The sequence below is a fragment of the Aminobacter sp. LjRoot7 genome, from assembly GCF_964252895.1.
Classification (GTDB): Bacteria; Pseudomonadota; Alphaproteobacteria; order Rhizobiales; family Rhizobiaceae; genus Aminobacter; species Aminobacter aminovorans_B.
Window position 1 is genome coordinate 174424 of record NZ_CAXUPX020000009.1, and the last position, 11915, is coordinate 186338.

Here is an 11915-nt window from a genome sequence, read left to right on the forward strand (position 1 = left end):
TCCTTCCAGCTTCCTGCTTTGTGATCGGACTCGTCAATTCGCGGACGCGATAAGAGGTCCCTCTAAGTTTGTTAGCAGAATGCAATATGACAGCAGACGTCAAAGGATGGGCTGTGGAGTTCCCACGCCAGCAGTTTGCAAGCCCTTGTTCCGCTGTGCTAACTTTACGTCATGCGGTAAGGAGATGCGGACTTGTACCGCTTTTGGAATTGGTTTGGGTATCCGAAGGCTGGGGGCAAAAGAGGTGGAGGGCCGGGGCCCTCGAACCTCTCGTTGGTCCATGATGGACGCTTTGCAGGCTTCCTGGCAAACACCGCTGATCTTGTTTCATTTTATGACCACGATTTCCGGCTGACCGACTGCTCGGCCAGGCTGAAAAGCATTCGCGGAAACGCAATGACCCCCGGTGCCATGGCCTGGGAAATCTACCCGAACTTTGGTGAAACCGAGCTTCGCGCAGCAATGCAGCTCGCCGCGCGCGACGGTTCGTCAACCCGAATCAAGCTCAAGGCTTTGTCGGGCCAGCCGGCGGGCACCATCTTCTGCTTCGGAATGGCTGATGGCGTCGGCATCATAGAGACTGCGGAAACAGGGCAGGACGGTCGCGCTGCCACCGAAGAAGCAGATCGCGTGAAGCTGCTGCAGCATCAGGCGACGCACGACGCCTTGACCGGATTGCAAAACCGCCGCCGCTTCAGCGAGCGCCTGGACGAGGTCCTGGCGGAAAGCGGCGATTCCCGGGACAAGTCGGCACTGCTGCAGATCGACCTCGACGACTTCAAATCGGTCAACGACACGCTTGGCCATGGCACCGGCGACACCTTGCTGCAGCTTGCCGCAAATCGGATCCGCGGCGCCCTGCAGGATGGTGATGCCGCCTACAGATACGCCGGCGACGAGTTCGCGGTGATCCAGGCCGGCAAGCAGCAGCCCATGGCCGCCGAGCGGCTCGCGCAGGCGATCGTCGATGCCTTCAAGGCGCCCTTCGTCATCAACGACATACCGCTTTTTGTTGGCGCCAGCGTCGGCATCGCCTTCGGCCCCCAGCACGGGATCGAGAGCGAAGAGCTGATGAAGGCGGCCGACATCGCCCTTTACGCGGCCAAGCGCGATGGCCGGGGCTGCGCCCGCACGTTCAATCGCTCGATGATGCTGCTCCTGGAACAGCGGGAGAACCTGCGGCGAAGCCTGCGCATGGCCCTGGAGCGGCAGGAGCTCTACCTCGAATATCAGCCGCTCATTCGCCCACCATCAACGGTGATCGGGTTCGAGGCGCTGCTGAGATGGCACCACCCCGAGGTTGGCCTCATTCCGCCGAACGTGTTCATTCCGATCGCCGAGGCCGACGGCCTGATGGACGACATTGGCCGCTGGGTGCTCGAGGAAGCCTGCCGCCAAGCGATGACCTGGCCTTCTTCTCTGAGCATTGCGGTGAACCTGTCGCCGGCGCAGTTCCTGAGCGGTTCTCTCACCGATACCGTGGCACAGATCATCGACAAGGTCGGCATCCGGGCCGACCGCCTGGAGCTCGAAATCACCGAAACGGTGCTGCTGGAGCAGACGGTCGACAATCTCGACACTCTCAACACCCTTAATGTCCTGGGAATCCGGATTTCCCTCGACGACTTCGGCACGCACTACTCGTCGCTGAGCTATCTCAAGAATTTTCCGTTCGATACGCTGAAGATCGACCAGTATTTCATCAAGGACCTGGTTGCCGACCGCAAGAGCCAGGCCATCGTCCGGTCTGTCATGAGCCTGGCACACGGCCTGGGTATCAGCGTCACCGCGGAGGGGGTCGAAACGGCCGGCCAGGCACACTGGTTGATCGAAGAGGGCTGTGATTGCTTGCAGGGGAACTTTCTCGGGCGGCCGATGGGGGCGGACGCGACGGGTGAGTTTGCGGACCGCCCGCCGGCGGAGCAGAAAGCGCCGCAAGAACAAGACCGATCATGACGACAGGCAACACCCAACAAGCTTGCCTCGACGGGGCAGGCGAACAAGGCCATACATACGGATAGTGTCAGGCCCAACCAACATCGGGCCGGGCACCGCAAATAAGCCGAGCAATCCTGTTGCCCGGCCAACGATAAGAGGGTGACATGCCTACGAAAGATGCGAATGCGGACCCAAGTTTTCGCACGATGATCCAGGTCGACATGGAGATCGCATCTTTCCTTTCGAATTGGGCGCATTGCGACTACATTTCGAGCTATCTGGCGCGTACGATCAGCCATAACAGGCCCGACTCCGTTCTGTTTTCAAATCTCTTTTCATCCGCATTGAATGAATTGCTGGAGGTCACTTTCAGGACCCGTCACTCTGGGGGCGCACTCGAATGCCGGCTGTCTCGCCTCGATGAGACCGACCGGATCGAGTTGACGTTTGCCTGCAGCAAGGAAGAGCACGCCTTCCTGGAGGCCGCCGTTGCGCGGGTCCAGGGTGCCGATCGGCAGGCGCGCTATCTGAGTTCGCTTTCAGGCGATGTCGCACCTAGTCGCGACATGATGCTTCTCGAACTGACCGTTAACTACAATGCCACGCTTCGGCTTGAAGAGGTCGATGCCGATACGGTTACGATCGTCGTCGATCTTCCGCTCGGGGGCCTGGCAAATTGACTGCACATCCTCACCCCTCCAACATATCGGGGCGCTTCAAGGCGCATTTTGACCTGAACAACCAGGAATTCTCGCTTGCCGGGTCGGTACGCCCGCAAACGATTGATGAGTTGGCGCCTAGCCTAGGCCTGCTGAAGGAATCCATCGAAAGCGTCCGCGGCGTGCTTTACATCAATGTCAGACGCCTCGCGCAGATGAACAACACTGCGTTCCATGCCTTCTCACGCGTCATCATCGACGCATGCCGGGTCAGGCCGGACCTGAGATTCGTTGTCATTACCTCCAGCGTCGTCGGCTGGACGACGCGCAAGTTCGGTCGCCTCAGCAAGATCGAGCCGGGCATCACTGTCGAGGAATATGACAGCGAGTTCTATCCCGGCCAGAGCTTCCTCGAAGAGGGTGGCTTCATCCCCATCCTGCGGACCCAGACCAAGATGACCTGGCGGCACGAGCGCTCGATCCTGCCACGCCACGGCATGCGTCCGGGCATCGTCATGGCTGACATCTGCTGCGGCATCGGCGATTTCGCCGTGCTGGTTCAGAAGGAGTTCGAGCCGTCGCGGATCGTCGCCCTCGATCATTCCAAGTCAAGCCTGGCCTATGCTCGAAACGTCGCCAGCGAGTTCGACATCACTGGCATCGAATACACCTATGGCGATGCCTCCGAGATGCTGCTCGATGACGACCAGTTCGATCTCGTCACCTGCCGGCACTCGCTGCAGATCTTCAATCGTCCGGCGCAGATCCTCAAGGAGCTGTTCCGGATCTGCAAGCCGGGCGGCCGGGTCTACATCACCAACGAGAAGAACTCGCACTGCCTAGGCGAACCGCGCGGCGAGAGCATCCGCTGGACCTACAACGAGGTAGCCAAACTGTTCGAACACTTCGACATGGACGTCGAGCTCGGGCCAAAGAGCCGGCGCTACCTGGCCGATGCCGGCTTCGACGACATCCGCGTCGAGTCGTTCATGGTGACAAATCTCGACGGCGACCCGAAGGACTTTGCCGACATGATCGCCGCATGGGAAGACGTCTATGCTGGCGACATGGCGGTCAAGCGCGGCGATTCTGGCGAATTCATCAAGCAGTTCAGGCAAGGTTTCAAGGACCACATCTCCGCCGCACTCCACCCGAAAGGGTATGCCGGCTGGCCAATCTGGGCTGCCTCGGGGCAGAAGCCGCTATGAGCACGGAGATACAGGACACCCCACGTTTCGGACTGCATTCCTTCCGCGCGAAGTTCGTGCTGGTGGTGGGCGGAGCGGTCCTGTTCGACCTTTTGATGAGCGGCGGCCTTGCACTGTGGAACGTGCAGCGGTTGTCGCAGGACGCGACCTCGGAGGTCGGCGCCGGCCTGACGACGGCAAACCAAGAATATATCCGCTCCTATGCCGAGTCGACGGCTTCGCGGGTCGACCTGTTGCTCGACCGCGTCCATGCCGACGTCAAGACGCTGGCAGGCGTGATTCAGGGGCAGATCGACGATCCCGACCGGCAAAAACAGGTCGGCGCCACGCTGGCAAACCAGGCCGCGGCTTCAGTGAATGTGGTCTATGACACCAAGGGACAGTGGGCGCAGAACCTGCCCGGCGCACCGTCCGTGGTCAGCGTCTGGGGCTACCTGCTTGGCCCCGACCACAAGCCGCTGCCGGCGGTCCAGGAAGAGATCGAAAACAGCGCAGTGCTCGACCTCGTCGCGCCGAGCCTGCTGACCAGCGGTTCGTCAAAGCTGCAGATGTATTACATCGGCCCGAAGGAGCGCCCGATCTTCAGGACGGCGCCCTATACGGACCAGGCGCAGACCTTCGACCGCCTCTATCCCGGTCACAACAATTCGGAATTCTGGGAGTTCTTCTTCCCCGGCATCTATGGCTCGTGGCAGAAATGGGCGCTCGACCCAGCGTCGCGTTTCATCCCCGACAACGACATCACCCAGACCGCGCCTTACACTGACGCGATCACCGGCAAGCTGATCGTCAGCTTCTTCCATCCGCTGTGGACGCGTGACCGCACGGGCGTGGCAGGTGCCGCCGGCGCCGATATCACCCTCGACCAACTCGCCGAGATCGTCGAGAACGTCAAGATCGCTGAAACCGGCTTCGGTTTCCTGACGATGCCGAACGGCAACGTGGTGGCCATCAACCCGAAGAGCGAAGCAACAATCGGGCTGGTTTCCTCGAATGAAAAGGGTACGGACGGGGTCACAGGCTTGGAGCGCTCGCTGCGTTCCAGCACCCAGCCCGCGATCGCGACCCTCGACCTCAATAGCAGCAATGACGGCGTGATCCAGCATGTGCTGCTGCAGGAGGACGGCGAAAACGTTCCTTACATCGTTGTCCTGAAGGGGCTGAAGCCGACCAATCTGTGGACCACAGGGCCTATCGAAAAACAGGCGATGTCGGTCGGCATCGTCGTGCCCGAGCGCGAGATCTATGCCGCGTTGTTTGCAGCACAGGACAGCATTTCGAAGGCGACGAACCGGATCCTGCTCTACCAGCTCCTGGCGATCATCGTGTCTCTGATGATCGTGTTTGCCGCGGTGTTTGGCTTGTCCAAACGTATCACGGCGGGCCTCAGCGCCCTTGCCGCCGGGGCCCGAAGGCTACAGGCGAAGGACTATTCCGTCCGCGTCAACATCCCGTCCAAAGACGAGGTCGGCGAGGTTGGCGTGGCCTTCAACCGCATGGCTGAGCAGATTAGCTTCCACACCGAGAACCTTGAACAGTTGGTCGATGAACGCACCAGGGATCTCGAAGACGCCAATGTCGAAATCTCTTCGCTCAATGAAAAGTTGCGCAGCGAAAACGTGCGCCTCGGCGCCGAACTTGACGTCGCGCGCCAGATCCAGATGATGGTGCTGCCCAAGCCGCGCGAACTGGCGCTGATCCCCGGCATCGAAATCGCAGCCTATATGCGGCCGGCCGACGAGGTCGGTGGCGACTATTACGACGTGTTGCAGGATGGGAACCGCCTGAAGATCGGCATTGGCGACGTTACCGGGCACGGCCTGGAGAGCGGCGTGCTGATGCTGATGGTGCAGTCGGTTGCGCGCGCGCTGCAGGAGACGGGCGAGGACAATCCCCGCCAGTTCCTCGATCGGCTGAATCGCGCCATCTTCAAGAACCTGGAGCGCACCAATTCCGACAAACACCTTTCACTGGCCTTCCTCGACTATGAAGACGAGCGCCTCGTCCTGTCGGGTCAGCATGAAGAGGTTCTGGTTGTCCGCGCCGGAGGCAAGGTCGAGCGGATAGACACGCTTGACCTCGGCCTGCCGGTCGGCCTTGAGCGCGACATTTCGCCTTTCGTAGCCACCCGCAATATCCCGTTCAGTAGCGGCGACGTCATCGTGCTTCACACCGACGGCGTGACCGAAGCAGAGGGGTCTGGCGGCAAGCTGTTCGGCCTCGACCGGCTCAGCGAAAGTGCACGGTCGCGCTATGGTAGCAGCGCGGAAGAGATCAAGACGGGAATTGTCGATGACCTGATGGCATATATCGGCACACGGAAGATACACGACGATATTACACTCGTCGTCATGAGGCACAGGTGAGCACATGACAACTATGTATGGTCCGGCCGACATTGCGATGGGCATGCGCGACAATATCAGCCGCGTCAGGTTGTTTGACGGGCCGCTGGACCTGAAATGGCACCATTGCGCAACGACTTCGGATTTCATCGCCGATCTTTTCGCGCTGCCCTTCCACGCATCGCGAAACGACTACAAGGAAGTGCGCCACAGCATTGGATACCTCGTCAACGAACTGATCGAGAATGCGGTGAAGTTTCGCGAGCCGGGCGAGATCATCGTCGAAGCATCAATGGACTCAAACAACTTCAAAGTTAAGGTTTCCAACGTCGTTGCCGACAAGACCGCGGTGACGTTTCAGAAGCTTCTCTCCCAGATTACCATAGGTGATCCGGGAGACCTTTTGATCCAGCAGATTGAGGCAAATGCCGCCGATCCCGATGCTACCGGCTCCGGGCTTGGATTGCTCACGCTGATGAGCGACTATGGCGCCCGACTGGCATGGATCTTCAGCCCGGTTGAATCCAGCAACCGGGTTCACGTCGAGACCTATGCCACGATCCCGATCTCGCAGGCTCACTAAAGAAAGAATGAAGGCGCCCATGGAAGTAAGAACCGATGACTATCGCGTCTGGACCGAAAACAGCGATGTCTATTTCGACGGCTCCATGCGGCTTTCTGGTTCGGAAGCCTACGCGCCGGTACTGGCGGTGATGACGGCCATCCTGGCCGAAAAGCCTGAAACCATGACGCTCAACCTGACCGACCTCGAGTTTCTCAACTCATCCGGCATCAATCTTCTGGCCAAGTTCACCATCGAAGTGCGCAAACACCCCGACGTTCAGCTCGTCGTGCGCGGCAGCTCCGAGATTCCCTGGCAGTCCAAGTCGCTGCCAAACCTGAAGAAGCTGCATCCGGCGCTGGTGTTGCAAATCGACTGAAGCGGCAAGGCGGCAGGTAACATCCGTCGCACAGGACAGAAAAAGCCGCGGCATCGATGCCGCGGCGTTGTCGTTTCGGCTCTCGCCGTCCGGTCAGTTGATGGCAGCGATATTGCCCAGGCGAATGAACAGCGTTTCGCCCGAGGAGTCGTCGACGCCGTCATTGTCGGTGACGACAAAGGCTTCGCCTGACGCATCGATGGCAAAGCCTTCGACCTTGTCGACGACGTAGCCTTTGGTCGCGGCCTTGAGGTCGGGCACGAGATCGCGCACCAGCGTCTTTTCCACAACCGGCAGCTCGCCGCCGAGCTTGGCCGGCTTGAAGCCATCGAGCGCGACCGAATAGAGGCGCTTGTTGAAGGCTTCCTGGCCGATCAGATTGTCACGTTCGACGATGAACAGCTTGCCGTCGTGGGCGGCAATCTCCGACAGGCCGACCCAGCCCTTCTCGGTCTTGTCGAGGGGATAGCGGACTGCCGACCATTCCTTGTCCTTGGGCTTGTAGGCGACAAGCTTTACCTGGCCCTTGGGGTCGTCGGCCCATTCGCGCTGGATCGCCATGACCAGGGTGAGGTCGTCGCCTTCGCCGAGCGTGGTGATTCCTTCGAGGCCGAAGCGGGTCTCGTGCGCCAGCAGTTCGGCCGGAAACGCGATCTCTTCCTTGATCTCGCCCTTGGCGTTGACGTTGAAGATGGCGTGCGGGGTCAGCTTGTCGGTGCGGCCTTCAGAGGCGAGCCAGAAACCGCCCTTGCCGTCCGGTGCCAGGCCTTCGAGGTCAAGCTTCTGGGCCGGCTTGCCATCGCGCGTGACGACGGTCTTTGCGGTGATCAGGGCAGGGGTCTTGGTGGTGTCGACGGTGAAGATCGCCGGCGCCGAACGGTAGACCGAGTCCGACACCGCATAGAGCTTGCCGGCCTCCTTGGGATCGGCGGCGAGGCCCGAGAGCGCACCCCAGCCGAGCGGCGTGCCGTCATCATTGGGAGCGGCCACGATCTGCGGATAGTTGGCGGCACCTTCGCCGAGCTCATAGACCATGACATGCGAACGGGCGAGGCCGTCCTCGACGAGGTCCGTCTCGTTGGCAGTGACCAGCAGGTTGCGCTGCGGGACGGCGACGAGGCCCTCCGGACCGATACCAGAGGGCAGGAGCTGGACGAATTCCGGTTCCTTGCCGGTGTCCTTGTAGACGCCGATCAACGACGCGCGCTCGGCGGCAACGAAGATGTATTTCTGGTCGCCGAACTGTGCGAACTCCAGGCCTTCTGGCTCGATGCCCTTCTTGTTGCGGGCGTCGGGATAGTGACCAGCGGCGGCCGCCTGGTATTCGAAGGACGGACCGGATTCGTAGAGCACTTCGCCAGTCTTGGAGAAGATGGTGAAGCCCCGCGCACCGCCCTTGTAGTCGCCTTCATTGGCAACGACGAGGCGGTCATTGTCGAGCCACTTGACCGCATCGGGTTCGCGCGGTGCGTTCTCGACCTTGCCGGTGAAGCTGAGCGCCCCGTCCTTCTTGGTGTCGACGTTTTCGAGCGTCACTTCGCCAGCCGAAAAATGCGACACGATCTTGCCCGAGGCCGCATCGACGATGGCGATGTGGTTGTTTTCCTGCAGCGTGACGGCAATCTCACCGGCTTCATTGAAGGCGACGAATTCCGGCTCCGGATCCTCCGGCGACACAGCTGCGATGCCGGTCAGGTCGACCGTCTTGATCGAAGCGCAATCGACAGCACCGTCCTTCAGGGAAACGATCTTGAGGTTGCCGGCGGGCAGCTGTGGCAGTGCGCCTTCGTTCAGCTCTTCGTCACGCTCGTTTTCGATGGCGATGGCGAGGAGCTTGCCGTCCTTGCTCAGCGCCACCGAGTCGGGCTGGCCGCCGAGATCGCAGGAGGCGTCGATCGCCTTGGAGGCGAGGTCGATGATGGTCAGGTTGCCCGATGGCTCCTGCTTGTTCTTCGAGGTGTTGACGCCGGCGAAGACCTTGCCGCCCAGCACCGTGACGGAGGTCGGCTCGCCTTCGATCTTGACGATGCCGGCGGCCTTCGGTGCCTTGGCGTCGGTGATATCGATGAAGCCGACGGCGCCGAGTGGGCTGTCCGAATAGACCAGCGTCATGCCGTCTTCGGTGGCGGCAATGATCTCCGACGACGTCGGGGTCGCGGCGTCGACGCCGGCCGGCAGATTGGTGGCGACCGGGAAGGTGGCGATCCGGTTGAACGCCTGGTCGGCATAAGCAGGGAAGGCTGCGGACGCCGCCAGCGCGGACGTCAAAAGCAGGAGCTTGCGTGACATGGGAAACCTCTTTGCCTGAACGAATTGCGGTCCTCGTTTGGGGCAATGAGATTTCAGCGCGATGACAAGAAGATGATGGTTTCATGACAGGAGCAGCGAGCATCCGCGCCGATCAAACTCGCCATGTTATCCGGCAAAAGACTTCCCGGGCGACGTTCGCCACCCGGGAAGTCTGGCAGGGGTCAGGACGGTGTCGACCACTGGCCTCCCTTGTAGAGGCGCGTGGCGGTGTTGGTCGAGGTGAGGTCGATCTCCACCGAGTTGGAGCGGGCCGAACTGAACATCGTCGACGTAGAGATGTTCTGCTGGAACCAGACCATCACCGTGTCGATGGGGGTCAGCGTGACCGAACCCTGGACAATGCCGCTCGGCGCCACATAAAGCGGCGTCGTCTGCTGGACGCCTTTCAGCGTGGAGATCTGGCTCAGCGCCGGATGGATCAGGCCGAACTGGTTCTGCATGGTGACGCCGGTGGCCGGACCGCCGGTCGCCGGCGGCTGCAGAATGCCGTTGCTGTCGAGCAGGCACTGCTGACCCAGCCCCAGCGTCCGCTGGTTGGTCGTCGCGGTCACAGTCACGGTGTCGGCGAAGATATTGGTGCCGAACAGCGAAAACTGCGGCGTCCAGGAGAAGGCGGTGCTGTAGAGATAGGCAGTGAGCGACTGCCATACGACGTTATAGCTGCCGCTGTCGCTGCCGGACGCAACCTTCTTGGCAAAACACATGGCGTAGTTGTTGGCCTTCAGCGTTGCCAGGTCGTCGAGATCGACAAGAACCGTCACCGCCTTGGACACGGCATCCAGCGCCGAGTAGAAGGCCATGAGATTCTGCCTGGCGGCTTCCCGCTCCTGGATGTCGGCCTCGTCGGCTGGGGCCGCGCTGAAGGTCGCGGTCTTTCCGGCAACCGAGGTACAATTGCACAGGTCGCCGCTCGCCGACTGCCCCTGCCTGACGTCATAGGTGTTGCCACTGGCAACGGAACCGGACGTGATGTCGATCGTGAACGACTGGCTGGTGCTGACAGTTCCGTCACCATCGGCAACCTTCGACCAGACCTTCCCAACCTTCTTGTAGACATGCAACTTCGCCATCTTGGCCTCCTGGAATTTTGGTTGAAAATTCAGATGCAAGTTTAGCAATAGCCGCGCGGCCTTTTTGACTTCCACACACTAGACAATCTTCGACAATTGCACAGTATTTTAAGTATTATTCCGCCACACCGCTGGACATAATCTGTATCAATTCCAGAAATACGTCTTGCTGCTGGCGTCCAAAAAAGATGTCTGCTCGTCCCAGGCCGCATCTGCCCGGCGTCTCGCCGCCCAGCGTCGGCACCCGGTCAGCCGACCATCAGTTCCCTGAGCCAATGTTCCAGTTGATTGCTGCTCGACGCAGGGGAGGCGGCCGTCAGCCACTCCGCGTCTCCGCGCCGGCCGGCAGCACGCGCGGCGCGAGGCGACTTGCCGAAGGCCTCATGGAAGATCCGGCTGAAATGCGCCTCGTTCCTGAAGCCGAGATCATAAGCGATGTCGCCGATACGACGATGGCGGAAGGCCGGGCTGCAGATGTCGAGCAGGGCGCGGCGAAGACGGCGGCGGCTGATATAGTGCCTGACACCGCCTGATGCCTCGAACAGCCGGTAGAGCTGGCTTCGCGAAATACGGAACGCGCCGGCCAGCTCTTCGGGTGTCAGTTCCGGCTGGTGCAGCCGCTCTTCGATATGGCGGCGAATGGACCTGACAAGACTGCGGTGAGGCGCCGTTGCCGGCGCCGGCTGCGACACGGCTCCGATCGCCAGGCATGTGTCGGCGAGGTTTGCCGTGACCCGGGCAAGCGCCACCGCCTCGTGGAGCCAGAGCCGTGGCGCCGTCTGGCACAAGGTGACGATGTGCTGTCCCAGCAGACCGCCGACCGGCGTGTCCCGCAACAGAATGCGCCCATGCTGCCTGTCCAGTTCGCCCGCGGAAGGGGACAGGAGCGATCGCGGCAATACAAGACTTACGCTTTCGCTGGCATAGGCGACGAAGTCGAGCGGGCTTGCCAGGTCGACGATTCCGACGTCGAGATGGCTCAGTCGGCTGGCCTCGCCGGAGTGCCGCAGACGGCCGCCACCCTGGCTGCAGACATGGATGAAAAGATGATCCAGGTCATCGCGCAGAGTCCTGGTATCGGATCGCGAATAGCGAACGGCATCGCTTTTTCCGTGCAAAACCAGCGCCAGGCCGAGGTGGTAAACGGTGAGCGAGGCGAAAAAACTGTGCTCAGGCCGATGAAACGGTCGCGTCACCCTGAACAATGAAGCCAGAAGCTCTTGCCAAGATTTAAAGCGGTCTGAGTCCGTGTCACCTGAGGCTGAATAATTGAGAATTTGTATTCTTGATCCATTCGCACCGGTCTGTTGCGTTTCGGGAAAGATACTTGACACGACCACACCGCACCCCCATGCGACCAATGGAGATTACCACCTATCAAACTATCTTCTATTCATAAAACTTCTTTTACGATGCGCAGAAGTTTAAGTATATGTCTACAATA

9 protein-coding genes are annotated in these 11915 nt (G+C 60.6%); 6 read left to right on the top strand and 3 right to left on the bottom strand.

Translation table 11 applies throughout. The features are described 5' to 3' along the window. Nucleotides 1-273 precede the first annotated feature (273 nt). The 6 genes from ACSQ3E_RS23205 (at nt 274) to ACSQ3E_RS23230 (ending at nt 7091) form a co-directional block, all read left to right on the top strand. Nucleotides 274-1956: a putative bifunctional diguanylate cyclase/phosphodiesterase gene (locus ACSQ3E_RS23205; RefSeq protein WP_310324397.1), complete on the top strand. Its 1683-nt coding sequence runs from the start codon at nt 274-276 to the stop codon at nt 1954-1956. A 188-nt stretch (nt 1957-2144) separates the two neighbouring features. Then, entirely contained in the window at nt 2145-2618 is a 474-nt protein-coding gene (locus ACSQ3E_RS23210; RefSeq protein ID WP_436124469.1) for a ubiquinone biosynthesis methyltransferase UbiE, read from the top strand. Beyond that, entirely contained in the window at nt 2615-3805 is a 1191-nt protein-coding gene (locus ACSQ3E_RS23215; RefSeq protein ID WP_310324403.1) for a class I SAM-dependent methyltransferase, read from the top strand. The genes ACSQ3E_RS23210 and ACSQ3E_RS23215 overlap by 4 nt, the downstream gene beginning before the upstream one ends. Further along, nucleotides 3802-6171, top strand: a complete 2370-nt coding sequence (locus tag ACSQ3E_RS23220; protein WP_310324405.1) for a SpoIIE family protein phosphatase — start codon at nt 3802-3804, stop codon at nt 6169-6171. The genes ACSQ3E_RS23215 and ACSQ3E_RS23220 overlap by 4 nt, the downstream gene beginning before the upstream one ends. Before the next feature lie 4 nt (nt 6172-6175). After that, nucleotides 6176-6733: a slr1658 superfamily regulator gene (locus tag ACSQ3E_RS23225; protein WP_310324407.1), complete on the top strand. Its 558-nt coding sequence runs from the start codon at nt 6176-6178 to the stop codon at nt 6731-6733. A gap of 19 nt (nt 6734-6752) precedes the next feature. Next, nucleotides 6753-7091 carry a slr1659 superfamily regulator gene (locus ACSQ3E_RS23230; protein WP_310324409.1) on the top strand — a complete coding sequence of 113 codons (339 nt, stop codon included), beginning with the start codon at nt 6753-6755 and terminating at the stop codon, nt 7089-7091. A gap of 93 nt (nt 7092-7184) precedes the next feature. Here ACSQ3E_RS23230 and ACSQ3E_RS23235 read toward each other — a convergent pair whose 3' ends face one another. From ACSQ3E_RS23235 to ACSQ3E_RS23245, 3 genes are all read right to left on the bottom strand, one after another. After that, nucleotides 7185-9380, bottom strand: a complete 2196-nt coding sequence (locus ACSQ3E_RS23235; RefSeq protein WP_310324412.1) for an esterase-like activity of phytase family protein — start codon at nt 9378-9380, stop codon at nt 7185-7187. A gap of 182 nt (nt 9381-9562) precedes the next feature. Further along, nucleotides 9563-10471, bottom strand: a complete 909-nt coding sequence (locus tag ACSQ3E_RS23240; protein WP_436124470.1) for a hypothetical protein — start codon at nt 10469-10471, stop codon at nt 9563-9565. A gap of 248 nt (nt 10472-10719) precedes the next feature. Further along, nucleotides 10720-11805 carry a helix-turn-helix domain-containing protein gene (locus tag ACSQ3E_RS23245; RefSeq protein ID WP_310324418.1) on the bottom strand — a complete coding sequence of 362 codons (1086 nt, stop codon included), beginning with the start codon at nt 11803-11805 and terminating at the stop codon, nt 10720-10722. Between the last annotated feature and the right edge of the window lie 110 nt (nt 11806-11915).